At 69.7% G+C, this 17,126-nt stretch carries 11 protein-coding genes and 2 riboswitches; of the genes, 5 read left to right on the forward strand and 6 right to left on the reverse strand.

Annotation, left to right across the window (positions count from 1 at the left end):
• The 4 genes from prsR to BM393_RS07210 all read left to right on the forward strand — a co-directional run bounded on the left by prsR (position 1) and on the right by BM393_RS07210 (position 6,577).
• Positions 1-1,368: a PEP-CTERM-box response regulator transcription factor gene (prsR, locus tag BM393_RS07195; RefSeq protein WP_091724015.1), complete on the forward strand. Its 1,368-nt coding sequence runs from the start codon at positions 1-3 to the stop codon at positions 1,366-1,368.
• Positions 1,369-1,429: 61 nt separating this feature from the next.
• Positions 1,430-4,306 (forward strand): XrtA/PEP-CTERM system TPR-repeat protein PrsT, encoded by a 2,877-nt coding sequence (prsT, locus tag BM393_RS07200; protein WP_091724018.1) that lies wholly within the window; start codon positions 1,430-1,432, stop codon positions 4,304-4,306.
• 76 nt (positions 4,307-4,382) lie between these two features.
• Positions 4,383-5,687: a GNAT family N-acetyltransferase gene (locus tag BM393_RS07205; RefSeq protein ID WP_091724020.1), complete on the forward strand. Its 1,305-nt coding sequence runs from the start codon at positions 4,383-4,385 to the stop codon at positions 5,685-5,687.
• On the forward strand, positions 5,684-6,577 hold the full coding sequence (locus BM393_RS07210) for a serine protease (RefSeq protein ID WP_091724022.1): 894 nt from the start codon (positions 5,684-5,686) through the stop codon (positions 6,575-6,577). The genes BM393_RS07205 and BM393_RS07210 overlap by 4 nt, the downstream gene beginning before the upstream one ends.
• 20 nt (positions 6,578-6,597) lie before the next feature.
• On the opposite strand, the gene BM393_RS07215 is transcribed toward BM393_RS07210, so the two are convergent.
• Together BM393_RS07215 and BM393_RS07220 are read right to left on the reverse strand one after the other, a co-directional pair.
• Entirely contained in the window at positions 6,598-8,637 is a 2,040-nt protein-coding gene (locus BM393_RS07215) for an ATP-binding protein (RefSeq protein ID WP_254783249.1), read from the reverse strand.
• 130 nt (positions 8,638-8,767) lie between these two features.
• The gene (locus BM393_RS07220; protein ID WP_091724027.1) at positions 8,768-10,213 is read right to left on the reverse strand and encodes an MFS transporter; all 1,446 of its coding nucleotides are present in this window, start codon (positions 10,211-10,213) and stop codon (positions 8,768-8,770) included.
• A 226-nt stretch (positions 10,214-10,439) separates the two neighbouring features.
• On the opposite strand from BM393_RS07220, the gene BM393_RS07225 reads away from it, so the two are divergent.
• Positions 10,440-10,637 (forward strand): hypothetical protein, encoded by a 198-nt coding sequence (locus BM393_RS07225; RefSeq protein ID WP_091724029.1) that lies wholly within the window; start codon positions 10,440-10,442, stop codon positions 10,635-10,637.
• Positions 10,638-10,655: 18 nt separating this feature from the next.
• Here the strand turns inward: BM393_RS07225 and BM393_RS07230 are convergent, their stop codons facing one another.
• The 4 genes from BM393_RS07230 to gcvT all read right to left on the reverse strand — a co-directional run bounded on the left by BM393_RS07230 (position 10,656) and on the right by gcvT (position 16,818).
• Entirely contained in the window at positions 10,656-12,047 is a 1,392-nt protein-coding gene (locus BM393_RS07230; protein WP_091724032.1) for an L-serine ammonia-lyase, read from the reverse strand.
• A gap of 135 nt (positions 12,048-12,182) precedes the next feature.
• On the reverse strand, positions 12,183-15,077 hold the full coding sequence (gene gcvP, locus BM393_RS07235; RefSeq protein ID WP_091724034.1) for an aminomethyl-transferring glycine dehydrogenase: 2,895 nt from the start codon (positions 15,075-15,077) through the stop codon (positions 12,183-12,185).
• A 137-nt stretch (positions 15,078-15,214) separates the two neighbouring features.
• Positions 15,215-15,586: a glycine cleavage system protein GcvH gene (gcvH, locus tag BM393_RS07240; RefSeq protein ID WP_091724037.1), complete on the reverse strand. Its 372-nt coding sequence runs from the start codon at positions 15,584-15,586 to the stop codon at positions 15,215-15,217.
• Positions 15,587-15,684: 98 nt separating this feature from the next.
• Positions 15,685-16,818, reverse strand: coding sequence for a glycine cleavage system aminomethyltransferase GcvT (gene gcvT / locus BM393_RS07245; RefSeq protein WP_091724040.1), 1,134 nt, complete (start codon positions 16,816-16,818; stop codon positions 15,685-15,687).
• Between the two features lie 64 nt (positions 16,819-16,882).
• A riboswitch (glycine riboswitch) is annotated at positions 16,883-17,001 on the reverse strand.
• Positions 17,002-17,011: 10 nt separating this feature from the next.
• Positions 17,012-17,115, reverse strand: a riboswitch (glycine riboswitch).
• Positions 17,116-17,126: the final 11 nt, after the last annotated feature.

The following is a 17,126-nucleotide window of genomic DNA, read 5'->3' on the forward strand; positions in this document are numbered from 1 at the left end:
ATGAGCGCCCAGCCCCCTTCGCTGCTCATCGTCGAGGACGACCTCGCGCTGCAGAAGCAGCTCAAGTGGTCGATGGACCGCTTCGAGTCGGTCACGGCCGACGACGTCGCCAGCGCCGTGCTGCAGTTCCGCCGCCACAAGCCGCCGGTGGTCACGATGGACCTGGGCCTGCCGCCGGACCAGGACTCGACCTCCGAGGGCTTCCGCCTGCTCGAGAAGCTGATCGAGCTGGAGCCCGGCACCAAGGTCATCGTGCTCACGGGCCAGAACGACCAGAGCAACGCGCTGCGGGCCATCCGCATGGGCGCCTACGACTTCCTGGCCAAGCCGGTCGATCCCGACGTGCTGGTGCTGACCGTCGAGCGCGCGATGCGCCTGCACGAGCTGCAGCAGGAGAACCAGCGCCTGCTGACGCAGCAGGACGGCGAGCCCACCGGTCGGCTGCTGACGCGCGACCCGCAGATGCAGCGCATCTGCCGCACCGTCGAGCGGGTGGCCGGCAGCGACGCCACCGTGCTGCTGCTGGGCGAGAGCGGCACCGGCAAGGAGGTGCTGGCGCAATCGCTGCACGATGCGTCCAAGCGCAAGGGCCGCTTCGTCGCGATCAACTGCGCGGCCATCCCCGAGGCGCTGCTCGAGAGCGAGCTCTTCGGCTACGAGCGCGGCGCCTTCACCGGCGCGACCAAGACCACCGTCGGCAAGATCGAGACCGCGCATGGCGGCACGCTGATGCTGGACGAGATCGGCGACCTGCCGATGCCGCTGCAGGCCAAGCTGCTGCGTTTCCTGCAGGAGCGCAGCATCGAGCGGCTGGGCGGGCGCCAGGAGATCGCGGTGGACGTGCGCATCGTCGGCGCGACGCACCAGGACCTGAAGGCCAAGATCGCGCAGGGCCTGTTCCGCGAAGACCTGTTCTACCGCCTGGCCGAGATCGTGGTCGACATCCCGCCGCTGCGCGATCGCGTCGGCGACGCGGTGCTGCTCAGCCATGCCTTCCTGCGCCGCTTCTCGTCGGAGCAGCGCCGCCCCATCCTGCGCCTGGCCGACGACGCGATCCGCGCCGTCGAGGGCCACCGCTGGCCGGGCAACGTGCGCGAGCTGCAGAACGTGATGAAGCGCGCGTCCATCATGGCCGACGGCGACCGCATCACCGCCGACGACCTCAACCTGCCGCTGCCCGCCGGCGGCGAGGCCGCCGCCGAGGAGCCCGAACTCGACCTGCGCGCCGTGCGCGAACGCGCCGAGCGCCAGGCCGTGGTGGCCGCGCTGGCCCGCACCGACGGCAACATCGCCAAGGCCGCCGACCTGCTGGGGGTCAGCCGGCCGACCTTGTACGACCTGATGTCCCGCCTCGGCGTCAAGGCGTAGGCATGAAGGCCTGAGCACCGCACCGATCCTCCGACACCCACCGACAGCGAAAGAGACACGCATGTCCCGCAAGCCCGCGCACCGCCCACCGACCGGTTCCTTCCACGGCTCCTCCCGCAGCGCGCCCGACGGCCTCCCGCGGGCCCTGCAGCGCGGCGCGACCGCGCTGGCGCTGGGTTCGGCGCTGCTGCTGTCGGCCTGCCTGGGCGAATCCGCGCAGGACTTGGTGAATTCCGCCAAGACGCACCTGGAGAAGAAGGACCACAAGGCCGCGATCATCCAGCTCAAGAACGCGCTGCAGAAGGACGGGTCGCTGGCCGAGGCCCGCTACCTGCTGGCCAAGGCGCTGCTGGACAGCGGCGACGTCGCCGGCGCCGCGATCGAGGCGGAGAAGGCGCGCTCGCAGGGCTTCGGCGGCGACGCGCTGATCGCGCTGCAGGCCCGGCTGCTGCTGATGCAGGGCAAGGTCGACGAGCTGATCGGCCAGTACGGCAGCCGTCACCTGCAGACCGCCGCCGACGAGGCCGACCTGCAGACCACGCTGGTCGGCGCCTACGTCGCCCGGCAGAAGCTGGCCGAGGCCCGCAAGGCCGCCGATGCCGCCGTGCGCGCGGCACCCGACAGCGTGGCGGTGCGGCTGGTCAACGTGCGGCTGCTCACCAGCGAGGGCAAGCTGCCCGAAGCGCGCGAGGAGGTCGAGCGCGTGCTGGCCAAGTCGCCGCAGGCGGCCGAGGCCTGGCAGCTCAAGGGCGAGCTGCAGGTGCTGGCCGACGCGCCGGCGGCCGAATCGATCGCCAGCTTCCGCAAGGCGCTGGAGTTCGACAAGAAGCTGGTCGGCGCCCATGCCGGCCTGATCAATCAGCTGATGCGCACCGGCGACAAGGCCGGGGCCAAGGACGCGGTGGCCGCGATGAAGGCGGCCGCGCCGCAGCATGCGCAGACCTTCTACTACGCGGCCGTCTTCGCGATGGACGCGGGCCAGGTGAAGGAGGCGACCGCGCTGGCGCAGGCGCTGCTGAAGGTCGCGCCGAACAACGAGCGCGCGCTGTTCCTGGCCGGTCGCGTCGCGCAGGCCAACGGCGACCTGCGCCAGGCGGAGGCGAACTACGGCAAGCTGATCCAGGCCTCGCCCGAGGCGCAGTCGGCCCGCGTCGCGCTGGCGCAGCTGCAGCTGCGCGGCGGCGATGCCGAGCAGGCGATGACGACGCTGCAACCGGCGCTCGACGGCAAGGCGCCGTCGGCCGAGGTGCTGGCGCTGGCCGCCGAGATCCGCCTCAAGCAGGGGCAGGGCGCCGAGGCCGAGCGCTTCCTCGCCCGCGCCGCGGAGGTCAATCCGAACGACGTGCGCAGTCGTGTCGGCCTGGCGCTGGGCCAGATCCAGAAGGGCCAGGAGGCTGCCGGCGTGGCCGCGCTGCGCAAGCTCTCGGCCGAGGACAAGGGCACCTCCGCCGACATCGCGCTGATCAGCGTGCTGGCGCGCAAGAAGGACGACGAGGCCGCGACGCAGGCGATCGCCGCGCTGGAGAAGAAGGATCCCAAGTCCTCGACCGCGCCCGAGCTGCGCGGCCGCATGGCGCTGCTGCGCGGCGACCGCGCCGGCGCGCGCGCCGCCTTCGACGAGGCGGTCCGGCGCGAGCCCACCTCGATGACCGCGGCCAACAGCCTGTCCACCATGGACCTGCAGGACCGCAAGGCCGAGGACGCCGTCAAGCGCTACGAGGTGGTGCTCAAGGCCGATCCGAAGAACCTGCGCGCCGAGATGGCCACCATGGGGCTGAAGCTGGCGCACAAGCTGGTCGAGAAGGACGTGGCGATCAAGCGCCTGACCGAACTCGCCCGGCAGCATCCGGACGACCCGACGCCGCGCCAGGCGGCGGTCGGCCTGCTGATGGAGCAGAAGGACTTCAAGACCGCGCTGTCGCTGGCCCAGGAAGGCGTCACCGCCAGCCCGGACAACCCGGCGCTGATCGACCTGCTGGGCCAGGTGCAGGCCGCCACCGGCGACCGCCAGCAGGCCATCAGCAGCTTCAACAAGGTCGCGACGCTGCAGCCGCGCTCGCCGCTGGGACCGCTGCGCCTGGCCGACCTGCACCTGCTGGCCGGCGACAAGGAGGCCGCGGCCGCGGCGCTCAAGCGGGCCCAGGCGATCGGGCCCGGCGACGGCGAGCTGGCGCGCAAGGTGGTCGAGAAGGCCCTGCAGATGGGCCGCCCGGACCTGGCGCTCGTCGCGGTCAAGGGCCTGCAGCAGGCGCAGCCCAAGTTCGGCCTGGGCTGGAAGCTCGAGGGCGACGTGGCGCGCAGCCGGCGCGACTTCCCCGCCGCGGTGACCGCCTACCGCAAGGCCGACCAGCTGGCCGCCGAGGCCGGCGCCACCACCGCCAACACCGAGTTGGCGATCGTGCTGCACAGCACGCTGATCGAGTCCGGCCGCAAGGACGAGGCCGAGCGTTACGCCGCCGCCTACCTGGCCAAGTACAAGACCGACGAGTTGTTCCAGTACCACCTGGGCGACGTGGCGCTCAACAGCGGCCGCTATCCCGAGGCGGAGCAGCGCTATCAGGCGGTGCTGGCCGCCAATCCGATGAACGCGGCGGCGGCCAACAACGTCGCCTGGCTGCGCCTGCGGGCCGGCAAGGCGGACGAGGGCTTGAAATTTGCCGAGCAAGCGAACAAGCTCCGCCCCAACGTGCCGCCTTACATGGACACGCTGGCGGAGGCCCTCGCCGCCAAGGGCCAGAACGCCAAGGCCGTCGAGGTGCAGAAGGAAGCCGTGAAGCAGGCGCCGTCGGTGCCCGCGTACCGCCTGCGCCTGGCGCAGCTGTACGTGGCCGGCGGCAACAAGGGCGATGCCGAGGCGGAACTCAAGCGCCTGGCGGACCTGGGACCGAATTTCGAGCAACAAGCCGAGGTGCGAAAGCTGCAGGCCGCGATCCGCTGAGGCGGTCGACCACGAGGTCGGACGCCCGCGCGGGCCGAGAGGCGGCGGAGACACCGCACCCGGGGAGGGGACGGTCATGAGCCAGATTCGACGATCCAGTCTTCGCAAGCGGTTCCACCAGGGGCTGCGGCGGATCTTCTCCTCGCTGCCGAAGCCGATGCGCTTCGCGATCTACCGCCGCATGGTGGATTGCGACCCGTCGCCCTCGGAGCGCCTGGAGCTCAAGGTGGCGGACACGCAGGAGGAACTCGACGCCTGCTTCCGCATCCTGCACGACGCCTATGTCGGCAGCGGCTTCATGAAACCCGACCCGAGCGGTCTGCGCGTGACGGTCTATCACGCCCTCCCGACCACGACGACGCTGTGCGCCAAGTACGACGGCGTGGTGGTGGGCACCATCTCGATGGTGCGCGAGGGCGTGTTCGGCTTCCCGCTGCAGTCCGTCTTCGACCTCGAGGGCGTGCGGGCCAAGGGCGGCAAGATCGCCGAGATCTCGGCCCTGGCGGTGGCGCCGGCCTTCCGCAAGACCGGCGGCGCGATCCTGTTCCCGCTGATGAAGTTCATGCACCAGTACTGCACCGAGTACTTCGATACCCGGCACCTGGTGATCGCGGTGAACCCCGACAAGATCGAGCTGTACGAGGCGCTGCTGTTCTTCCGGCGGCTCAAGGAGCAGACGGTGGCGGAGTACGACTTCGCCAACGGTGCGCCGGCGGTCGGGGCGACGCTGGACCTGCACGAGGCCGATGCGCTGTTCGAGCGCCATTACCGCGGCCGCAAGCCGGTGAAGAACCTGCACCACTACTTCTTCCGCCACCGGCTGCCCAACATCCGCTTGCCCGAGCGCCGCTTCCACACCACCAACGACCCGGTCATGACGCCGGCGCTGCTGGACCATTTCTTCAACCGCGTGGTGCCGGTGTTCGCGCAGATGGACGACCGCAAGAAGGCGCTGCTGTGGTCGGTGTACCGCGAGGACGCGCAGTTCCGCTCGGTGCTGCCGATGCTCAGCGGCGGCGGGCAGGACCTGGGCCGCTCGCTGCGGCAGTACCCGCGCTACTCGATCCGCTGCCCCGGCCACCTGGACATCCGCGCCGCCAACGACAGCGAGATGGGCCACTTCGACCTCGACGTGATCGAGGTCTCGGCCCACGGCTTCCAGGCCGAGTGCGACCATGAACTCCCGCTGCAGGTGGACGGCACGGTCGAGATCGAGCTGGGCCACAGCGAGACGGCCCATGTGACCTGCCGCGCCGTGCGCCGCAAGGACACGGACCAGGGCAGCTTCTACGGCTTCCGCATCGACGAACCCGACCGCCACTGGCGCAGCTTCGTCTCCACGCTGGAGATGGGCATCACCTCGAAGGACCTTGCCGCATGACCCGCAGTACCGACCGGATCCCCTCGACGACGCCCCCGAACGCGACCGATGCCGCACGGGCTCCCGGACGCGCCCGCGTCGTGGCGCGCCGCGAGCTGCTGGCCTGGGGCGCGGGCGGCGCGCTCGGCGCCTGGGGCCTGGCCGGCACGGGCACGGCCCGGGCGCAGGAGATGTCCAACACCCTGCCGGACCTGATCGACCGCAGCCGCCAGGCGGTGGTGGCGGTGGGCACCTTCGCGGCGACGGACAACCCGCGCTTCGGCTTCCGCGGCACCGGCTTCGCGGTGGGGGACGGGCGCCGCATCGTGACCTGCGCGCATGTGGTCCCGAACCCGGTCGAGAAGGACCTGATGATCACCGTGCCGGCGGCCGGCAATGCGTCGGGGCAGCCGCAGCTGCGGGCGGTGAAGCTGCTGCGCCGCGACGCGGCGCGCGACCTGGCGATCCTGGAGCTGGCCGACGACAAGGGCGCGCTGGTGGACGTGCTGTCGCTGGCGGAGGTCGATGGCGACCGGCCGGTGGTCCGGGAGGGCGCGGCGGTGGCGCTGATGGGGTATCCGATCGGCACCGCGCTGGGCGTGACGATGGCGACGCATCGCGGCAGCATCGCCGCGATCACCCGGGCCGCGCTGCCGGCGCCCAGTTCCAATGCGCTGTCCGAGCGCGCGGTGCGCCAGCTGAGGGAAGGCGCGCTGGAGTTCCTGCAGCTGGACGCCACGGCCTATCCGGGCAACAGCGGCGGGCCGCTGCTGGACATCCGCACCGGCAAGGTGGTGGGCGTGGTCAACATGGTGGCCCTCAAGGGCACCCGCGAATCGGCGCTCAGCGCGCCCAGCGGCATCAGCTACGCGGTACCGGTGAAGTACGTCTGGCCGCTGCTGGACAAGTGAGGCCTCAGCCGGCCCGCTCTTCAGGGTGTTGGCAATCCGAGCCTGTCGAAGAAGGCGCGATTGCGTTCCCGGGCCGCGTTGAGCAGTCGGTCGAACGAGATCACTTCGATGTAGGCCCTGAAGTTGTCGTTGAAGCCGAAGTAGCCCTGCTTGTCGCTGGTTTCGCGCAGCCCCAGGACCTTGCAACGATGGCGCACGGTTGAAGTCAGGTCCGCGATGACGTAGCAGAAGCCGGGGATCGTGTCGGAACCCGGGATGGGGCGCCCCCGCGCGGTCTTGACACCGCCTTCGCGAATCCGTTCGAGATAACCGAGCGCTTGCTCGATCGGGTCCTTGTCCTCTACGGCGCGAGCGTCGTTCCTCATCGGGCGCTTGATCTCCACCACCACGATCGATCCCAGCGGCAGCTTCTGACCTTCGTTCACCAGCAGCGGTTGGTCGAAGACATTCAAGGCGCACAGGTCCGGCTCCTTGGCATCGATGCTTCCGGTGATCGGCATGGAGGCCAGCGGCCGATCCGATGCGAGAAAGTTGTGGAACGCCAGTCGTTCATCGATCAACCAGAGGTTCGAGCCATCCGAGAACACTTCGTCGGAGGTCTTGCGCATCGGCATGATCAGATCGTGGATCAGATCCTCGCGCGCGTATCGACCGTCGGCGCCGACGCTGATGGCCTTCTCCAGGATGTCGAGGATGATCTTGCGGTGGAAGACGTAGTTGGCGAGGTCAGACTTCTTGATGTCATCGACCTTCTCGAGATAGCGCTGCAGTCGAAGCTGGTACTGGGCCGGTGACTCGGCGTCTCCCAGGTTCATCATCTCGTGGCCTTCCGCGAGCAGGCTGCCTTCGATGTCCGCGAGATGACGGTGCAAGAGCAGATCGAGGTCGCGGTCCGAGATGTCGGGATCAACGCTCAACCGGGCCGGCTCGATCCGGTTGAGGATCGGCCGGTAGCGAGGTGCCCGCTCGGAGACGAAGCGCTCCACGCGGTCCCGGCTGGCCTTTGCATTCGTTTCAAGGTGGTCACGCAGGTGCTGGCTGGCGCGGGTGACCACGGCGTCCCGGATGTCGTCGATCCCGAGTTCGGTAGCCGAGAACAGGTCATCGCTGATGGCCTCGAGGTCGAAGCCGATGCGTTCGGGCCGGACGTGGCCATCCAGGTAGGCCGAGGTGATGTAGCAGGCGTAGTGGAAGTCGCCCTCCGGATCCTTGATCCGACCGTGGAGACCGGAGATCCGACCGCCCAAGGGTTCCTTCTCCACGACGCGGCCCGCGGCACACCAGGCCAGGAAGTGCTGGCGGTCCGCGCCGGCCTTCAATCGCAGATGGGTCAGTTCGAACTCCTGCCCCTTGAGCGTGATTCGCTCCTTGGTCGAGGACGACAGCATGTAGGCGGCGTGGACCTCATGCAAGTCGATCACCTCGTCGCCGTCCACGACCGAGACGGCCGGTGCGCCCCCCTCGCGCACGAAATACCAGAGGCAATGCTCGAAGACGTTCTGGGCAATGGTGGTGGCCGTCTTTGGTGAAGCCTCGCGATAGGGCTGGTCGAAGCCGCAGAGTTCAATGATCGTTGTCGGCTGTGCGTCGGGAGGAGCGTCGGTCATCACCTGCGCGGTGACGCCATGCGCGGGCGTGAACGAGAAATTGCGCTGGCGCAGGCTGCCGTCACTGGAACGAAAGATGCTGGACACCTTGACCGCTTCGAAGGCCTTCAGCCACAGCAGTCGCCCCACGCCCCGGCAGCCCAGCGCGGCCTTGTAGTCGCTGTCCAGCGTCTCGAACGAGGACATGTTCCGTTCGTCGAACCCGACGCCGTTGTCGATGATGCGGAAGCCGACGATGGGCTCCTGGGGCGGCGCCCCGCGGCGCTGCCGGGTGTCTTCCAGCAACTGCTGCTGGGGCGTGCGGAGCACCTCGATGCGAATGTCCCCACCGTCGGGATCGTCCGAGTCGGCGATCGCCTGGATCGCATTGACCACGGCCTCGTAGAGCGGCATGAGTCCCTGGCTGCGCAACAGGGCGGTGTTGCGCAGGCGGCCCTTCAGATAGGTGTTCATGCTCATTGCCACGTTCCTCGTCCGTCCTCACGAAGGGGCATTCTCATCCCGTTCCGGAGGGCCGCCGGACACCCAGGAACAACTGTGCAAGGATCGGTAGGCGCGCAGGCAAGGTGGAGGCGGCAGAGCCTCAGCCGGCGTGACCGGCCGGCGCCGCCATGCCCGGCTGCGGCGCGGGCTCGCGCAGCAGCAGGGCCAGCAGCCCGCCCGTGGCCGCGAAGACCGCGCCGACCGCGAAGGCGACGCGGTAACCGCCCGCCAGCGCCGCCGGCAATGCGGCGCCCAGCGCGCCGAGTTCGGCCGTCTTCCACGCCGCCAGGCTGGCCAGCACCGCCAGCCCCAGCGAACCGCCCATCATGAAGGACGTGTTCACCATGCCCGAGGCCAGACCGGATTCGCTCGGCGCGACCTCGCTCATCGCCGCCAGCAGCACCGGGTTGAAGGCCACCCCGGCGCCCAGGCCCAGCAGCAGCATGCCGGGCAGCACGTCCAGCCAGAAGCCGCCGTCCGCCGGCGCCCGCGCGAACAGCGCCAGCCCCAGCGCCGCCAGCAGCAGCCCGCCGCACAGCGGCTTGCGCAGGCCCAGCTTCATCACGAGCTTCGCCGACAGGCCGACCGAGAAGGCCGCCATGATCAGGTTGGCCGGCAGGAAACCCAGGCCCACGTGCATCGCGTCGTAGCCCAGCACCAGCTGCATGTAGAGCGCCGACAGGAAGAACCACGCGAACATCGCCGCCGCCCAGAGCACGCCGATCACGTTGGACACCGCCACCGAGCGCAGCCGGAACAGCGACAGCGGCATCAGCGGATGCGCCACCCGGGTCTCCAGCACCAGGAAGGCCGCCATCAGCGCCGCCGCCACGCCCAGCAGGCCCAGCGTGCGGGGCGAGGTCCAGCCGGCCTCGTTGCCGTTGACGACGGCGTAGACCGCCAGCATCAGCGACAGCGTCACGGTCACGGCGCCGGCCCAGTCCAGGGTCTCGTCGGGCGCCGTCGGGCCGGCGCGCTCGATCAGCCACAGGCACAGGCCGATCACCACCACGCCGATCGGCAGGTTCACCAGGAAGATCCAATGCCAGCTCAGCGTGCTGGTCAGCAGGCCGCCCAGCAGCACGCCGATGCTGCCGCCGCCGGCGCAGACGAAGCCGTAGACGCCCATGGCCTTGGCCCGCTCCGCGGGCTCGGTGAACATGTTCATGATCAGCGACAGCGAGATCGCCGACACCACCGCCCCGCCCAGCCCCTGGACCGCGCGGGCCGCGATCAGCAGCCCCTGGGTGTGCGCCAGGCCGCAGGCGGCCGACGCGGCGGTGAACAGCGCCAGCCCCGCCAGGAACATGCGCCGGTGGCCGTACAGGTCGCCCAGCCGGCCCCCCAGCAGCATGAAGCCGCCGAAGGTCAGCATGTAGGCGTTGACCACCCAGACCAGCGAGGTCTCGGTGAAGTGCAGGTCGGCGCGGATCGAGGGCAGGGCGACATTCACGATGGTCGTGTCCAGCACGATCATCAGCACGCCCAGGCAGAGCACGCCCAGCGCCAGCCAGCGGCGCCGCTTCGGATCAAGGTGAGCAGTCATGGCGGATTCGCATCCATTCAGAGGGGGTGGCAGGACCCGTGACGGCTTCGTGAAGACAGACGGGGTTTCGCTTCACGACGATCGGGGCTGACGGATTTCTACATCCTCGTTGTCGGTCGATCGCCGACGCGCGCTGACGCCATTGCAGGACCCGGCGATGCGTCATCGGCGTCTGCCTCGGCGGCATCGACGGGCGGACCATGCGTCAGATCCAAAGGAGACCGCCATGAGCATCACCAAGCACGCCAAGGCCGCGAGGACCGAACCTACCAGCTTGTTCAAGACCGCGCTGTTGCTGTGCAGCCTCGCCATGACCATCGGCCTGCTGTTCAGCGCAGTGCAGGACGCCCGCGGCGCGGGCCTGGAGGACGACGGCGACGCCGGCCCGGCCCCGGCGTCGTTCACGGTCGGCGACGACGGCTGACGCGTCGCCGTCGGCGCGTCAGCACTCGACGATGTTGACCGCCAGACCGCCGCGGGCGGTCTCCTTGTACTTGGTCATCATGTCGGCGCCGGTCTCCCGCATGGTCTTGATGACCTTGTCCAGGCTGACATGGTGGGTGCCGTCGCCGCGCAGCGCCATGCGCGCCGCGTTGATGGCCTTGACCGAGGCGATCGCGTTGCGTTCGATGCAGGGAATCTGCACCAGGCCGCCGACCGGATCGCAGGTCAGGCCCAGGTGGTGCTCCATGCCGATCTCGGCGGCGTTCTCGGCCTGGGCCGGCGTGCCGCCCATCACCGCGCACAGCGCGCCGGCGGCCATCGAGCAGGCCACGCCCACCTCGCCCTGGCAGCCGACCTCGGCGCCTGAGATCGACGCGTTCTCCTTGTAAAGGATGCCGATCGCCGCGGCCGTCAGCAGGAAGTCGACGATGCCGTCCTCATTGGCGCCATGCACGAAGCGGGCGTAGTAGTGCAGCACCGCCGGCACGATGCCGGCCGCGCCATTGGTCGGCGCGGTCACGACGCGGCCACCAGCGGCGTTCTCTTCATTGACCGCCAGCGCGTACAGGTTGACCCAGTCCATCACCTGCAGCGGATCACGCAGCGCCGCCTCCGGATGCGCGACCAGATCGCGGTACAGCGCCGCCGAGCGTCGCTTCACCTTGAAGCCGCCGGGCAGGATGCCCTCGGTGCGGCAGCCGCGCTGCACGCATTCCTGCATCACGCGCCAGATCTTCAGCAGGCCCGCGCGCGTCTCCTCGTCGGGACGCCAGTGGCGTTCGTTGCGCCGCATGATCTCGGCGATCGAGCAGCCTTCCTGTTCGGTCAGCGCGAGCAGCTCGGCGCCGGTCTTGAACGGGTAGGGCAGCACCGTGGTGTCCGGCGCGATCTGCTTCTGCTTGGCGCCGTCGGCCAGGACTTCCTCGGTGACGACGAAGCCGCCGCCGACGGAGTAGTAGACGCGGTTCTGCAGCTCGTTGCCTTCGGCGTCGTAGGCGATGCAGCGCATGCCGTTGGCGTGCAGCGGCAGGCTCTGGCGCCGGTACATCACCAGGTCGCGCGCCTCGTCGAAGGCGACGACATGGTCGCCGCCCAGCGCGATGCGCTTGTCGTTGCGGATGGCGTCGAGGATGCCGGGAATGCTTTCGATGTCGACCGTGTCCGGCTCATGGCCGGCCAGGCCCAGCAGCACGGCCTTGTCCGAGCCGTGGCCCTTGCCGGTCGCGCCCAGCGAGCCGTACAGCGCGGTGGCCACGCGCACCGTGCGCTCGAGCACGCCCTCATGCCGCAGGCGCTGCACGAACATGCGCGCGGCGCGCATCGGCCCGACGGTGTGCGAGCTCGACGGCCCGATGCCGATCTTGAACAGGTCGAAAACGGAAACTGCCATGGCGGACCTCGTGGGTATTCCCTTGCGGGCTTGCGCCGTCCGGTTCTGCGCGCTCGTGACGCGCCGACCGTGCGGCCTTGAAAGAAGCTAGGCCAAAAAGAAGGCCGCGTCAGCGGCCTCCTTGATTCACCCTGATCACTCGTCAGCGTAGGCCGAGAGCGGAGGGCACGAGCAGACGAGATTGCGGTCGCCGTAGACGTTGTCCACGCGGCCCACCGGCGACCAATACTTCACGTGACGCAGCGCCGGGACCGGATAGGCCGCGTCGTCGCGGCTGTAGCCATGCGTCCACTCGGTCTTGAGCAGGCTCTCGGCGGTGTGCGGCGCGTTGAGCAGCGGGTTGTCCGTCTTGGACCAGGCGCCGGATTCGACCTTCGCGATCTCCTCGCGGATCTGGATCATCGCGGCGATGAAACGGTCCAGCTCGAACTTCGATTCGCTCTCGGTCGGCTCGACCATCAGCGTGCCGGCGACCGGGAAGGACAGCGTCGGCGCATGGAAGCCGTAGTCGATCAGGCGCTTGGCGACGTCCTCGGCGGAGATGCCGGAGCTGTCCTTGAGCGGGCGCAGGTCCAGGATGCACTCGTGGGCCACGCCGCCGCCCTTGACGCCGTCGATGTTGCCGCTGAAGTGGATGTCGTAGTGGTCCGACAGGCGCGCGGCCACGTAGTTGGCCGACAGGATCGCGGTCTCGGTCGCGGCCTTCAGGCCGGTCTCGCCCATCATGCGGATGTACATCCACGAGATCGGCAGCACCGCCGCGTTGCCCAGCGGCGCGGCGGAGACGGCGCCGATGGCGGTCTTCTCGCCCAGGCCGGCCGAGCGGTGCGCCGGCAGGAAGGGCACGAGGTCCTCGACCACGCAGACCGGGCCGACGCCCGGGCCGCCGCCGCCGTGCGGGATGCAGAAGGTCTTGTGCAGGTTCAGGTGGGACACGTCGCCGCCGAACTGGCCCGGCGCCGCGATGCCGACCAGCGCGTTCATGTTGGCGCCGTCCACGTAGACGCGGCCGCCGTGTTCATGCACCAGCGCACAGATCTCCTTGACGTGGGTGTCGAAGACACCGTACGTCGAAGGGTAGGTGATCATGATCGCGGCGAGGTTGGCGCTGTGCTGCTCGCACTTGGCCTTCAGGTCGGCCAGGTCGATGTTGCCTTCCTTGTCGCACTTGGTGACGACGACCTGCATGCCCACCATCTGCGCCGACGCCGGGTTGGTGCCGTGCGCCGACTCGGGAATCAGGCAGATCTTGCGATGCGCGTCGCCGCGCGACTCATGCCAGGCCTTGATGATCAGCAGGCCGGCGTACTCGCCCTGCGAGCCGGCGTTGGGCTGCAGCGAGACGCCCGCGTAGCCGGTGGCCTGGCACAGCCAGGACGTCAGCTGCTGGTCCAGCTGGGCGTAGCCCTGCAGCTGGCTCTGCGGCGCGAAGGGGTGCACCTGCGCGAACTCGGGCCAGGTGATGGGGATCATCTCGCTGGTCGCGTTGAGCTTCATCGTGCACGAGCCCAGCGGGATCATGCTGCGGTCCAGCGCCAGGTCCTTGTCGGACAGCAGGCGGATGTAGCGCAGCATCTCCGTCTCGGAGTGGTGGATGTTGAAGATCGGATGCGTCAGGTAGGCGCTGGTGCGCGAGAGCGCGGCCGGCACCAGCGTGGTCGGCGCCCCGGCCGCGGCGAAGGCGTCCGGCACCGGCTTGCCCTCGGCGAAGACGGTCAGCAGCGCCTGCACGTCGGCGCGGGTGGTGGTCTCGTCCAGCGTCAGGCTGATGCTGTCCTCGCTCGCGCGGCGCAGGTTCATGCCGGCGGCGACGGCGGCGGCCAGCACCGGGCCGGTGTGCGCGCCGGTCTTCACGTGCAGCGTGTCGAAGGCGGTCTCGTGGGCCAGCGTCAGGCCCAGCGACTTCAGGCCCTGCGCCAGCACGGCGGTGTAGGCGGCCACGCGCTGCGCGATGCGCTTGAGGCCTTGCGGGCCGTGATACACGGCGTACATGCTGGCCACGACGGCCGGCAGCACCTGCGCCGTGCAGATGTTGGAGGTGGCCTTCTCGCGGCGGATGTGCTGCTCGCGCGTCTGCAGCGACAGGCGATAGGCGGGCTTGCCGTGCGCGTCGACCGACACGCCGACCAGGCGACCCGGCAGCGAGCGCTTGAACTCGTCGCGGCAGGCCATGTAGGCGGCGTGCGGGCCGCCGGCGCCCATGGGCATGCCGAAGCGCTGGGTGGTGCCGACGGCGATGTCGGCGCCTTGCTCGCCGGGCGCGGCGATCAGCGTCAGCGCCAGCAGGTCGGCCGCGGCCACCAGCAGGCCACCGTGCGCGTGGACCGCGTCGGCGATCGCCTGCAGCGGGCGCACCACGCCGGTCACGCCGGGGTACTGGACCAGCGCGCCGAAGCACTCGGCCTTGCCGGCGTCCTCGGCGGGACCGACCTGGACGGTGATGCCCAGCGGCTCGGCGCGGGTGCGCACGACTTCCAGCGTCTGCGGCAGCACGTCATCGGCGACGAAGAAGGTCTGGCTCTTGCTCTTGCCCACGCGCGCGGCCAGCGTCATCGCTTCGGCGGCGGCGGTGGCCTCGTCCAGCATCGAGGCGTTGGCGATGGCCAGGCCGGTCAGGTCGCAGACCATGGTCTGGAAGTTGACCAGCGCCTCCATGCGGCCTTGGGAGATCTCGGCCTGGTAGGGCGTGTAGGCGGTGTACCAGGCGGGGTTCTCGAGGATGTTGCGCAGGATGACGCCCGGGGTCAGGGTGCCGTGGTAGCCCTGGCCGATGAAGGACTTGAGGATCTGGTTCTTGCCCGCGATGGCCTTGAGCTCGGCCAGCGCCTGCGCTTCGGTCACGGCGTCCGGCAGGTCCATCTTCGCGGCGCGCTTGATGGCGGCCGGCACGATCGCGTCGATCAGCGCGGCGCGCGAGGCGCTGCCGATGGCCGACAGCATCAGCGCTTCGTCGTGCGCGTCGGGACCGATGTGGCGGGCGTGGAACTCGACGGCGTTCTCGAGTTCGGCGAAGGAGGGCAGGGCGGACATGGCGGGGCGATCCTGGAGATGAAGTTCTTTGCGGCGCAAGGCCTGCCGGGCTCCCTCTCCCGCTTGCGGGAGAGGGCAGGGGTGAGGGCCAGCGGCGGCGGCAGGCCTGACGAGGCCTTGCGCGCAGGGGGCGACGATTAGGAGTTCTTCACCAGCTCGTCGTAGGCCGTGGTGTCCATCAGCCCGTCGAGTTCCGCCGGGTTGGACAGCTTGACCTTGAAGAACCAGCCCGACTTCAGCGGGTCGGTGTTGGCCAGCGACGGGTCGGCGCGCAGCGCCTCGTTGACCTCGACGATCTCGCCCGAGACCGGGGCGTAGACGTCGGCGGCGGCCTTGACCGACTCGACCACGCCGGCCACTTCCTTGGCGGCGAAGGACTTGCCGACGTCCGGCAGGTCCACGAACACGACGTCGCCCAGCGCGTCCTGCGCGTGGACCGTGATGCCCACGGTGGCGATGCCGTCGGTGGTGTCGACCCACTCGTGGTCGGGCGTGTACTTGATGCTCATGGAGAGGCTCCGTGCAATCGGATGGTTGGAACGGGAATCCCGAGGACGACTCGCGTCGGCTCGAGGGAACGGGGGACGAGGTGACCCAGGATCGCGGATCAGCCGCGGAAGTATCCGTTGGGCGTGAACGGCGTGGAAGAGACCGTCATCGGGGTGCGCTTGCCGCGGACTTCGGCGAAGAGCTCGGTGCCCAGCGCGGCGTACGGCGTCTGCACATAGGCCAGCGCCACCGGCTTGCCGACCGTCGGGCCCAGCGTGCCGCTGGTGACGACGCCGATCTCCTGGCCGTCGGCGTTGACCAGCTTGGCGCCTTCGCGCACCGGCATGCGTTCCGAGCTCACCAGGCCGACCCGCTTGCGCGCGGCGCCTTCGGCGAACTGGCGGTCGATGACGGCCGCGCCCGGATACCCGCCGGCGCGCGCGCCGCCGGCGCGGCGCACCTTCTGGATCGCCCAGGTCAGGGACGCCTCGACCGGCGTGGTCGTCGTGTCGATGTCGTGCCCGTACAGGCACAGGCCGGCTTCCAGGCGCAGCGAGTCGCGCGCGCCCAGGCCGATGGGCATCACCTCGGGCTGGGCCAGCAGCTTGCGGGCCAGCTCGACGCTGCGGTCGGCGGCGACGGAGATCTCGTAGCCGTCCTCGCCGGTGTAGCCCGAGCGGGTCACGAAGGTGGGGATGCCGTCCAGCTCGAAGAAACCGCCGGTCATGAAGACCAGCTGGGCGACACCCGGGTTCAGGCGCGACAGCGCGGTCACCGCCTGCGGGCCCTGCAGCGCGAGCAGCGCCTGGTCGGGCAGCGGACGCACCTCGCAGCGGCCCGACAGATGCTTCTGCATATGGGCGATGTCCTGGTCGCGGCAGCCGGCGTTGACGACCACGAACAGGCCGTCGGTGCGGCGCGCCACCATCAGGTCGTCGAGGATGCCGCCATCGTCGGCGGTGAAGAGCGCGTAGCGCTGCTTGAACATCCCGAGGTCGACGATGTCGACCGGCACCAGGGTCTCGAGCGCGGCGGCGGCGTCGTCGCCCACCAGCAGCACCTGGCCCATGTGGGAGACGTCGAACAGGCCGGCCTTGGCGCGGGTGTGCTTGTGCTCGGCCATCACGCCGGCGGGGTACTGGACCGGCATGTCGTAGCCGGCGAAGGGCACCATCTTGGCGCCCAGTTCCAGGTGCAGCGCGTGCAGGGGGGTTTTGTGCAGGGGCGTGTTCAGGTTCTGATCGGCGGACATGTCTCGCTCCGAGGGCATTCGTCATGACCACCCGACTGTGAACCGATCACGTCCGGGTGGGGGAGATGCCCTCGCTGTCCGCTTTACCTGAGAGATTGGCCGCCGGTGGTTGACCGGTGGCTTGCCCCTTCGGTGGACGGGCTCGACCGGTGGTCCGCCCCGCCTCTCTCCAGTGAGGACGCCCGATGTCTCGGGCGTTTCGTCAGTCCTTTTGCCTGAGCGTTCGCAGCGTGGGATCGCCAGTGCCACTGCGCCTTCGGCGGCCCCCGCGAGGGGGCTCTCTCCTGACAGGCGCGCATTGTAGTCAT

The sequence above is a fragment of the Mitsuaria sp. PDC51 genome (assembly GCF_900113225.1).
Lineage (GTDB): Bacteria > Pseudomonadota > Gammaproteobacteria > Burkholderiales > Burkholderiaceae_C > Roseateles.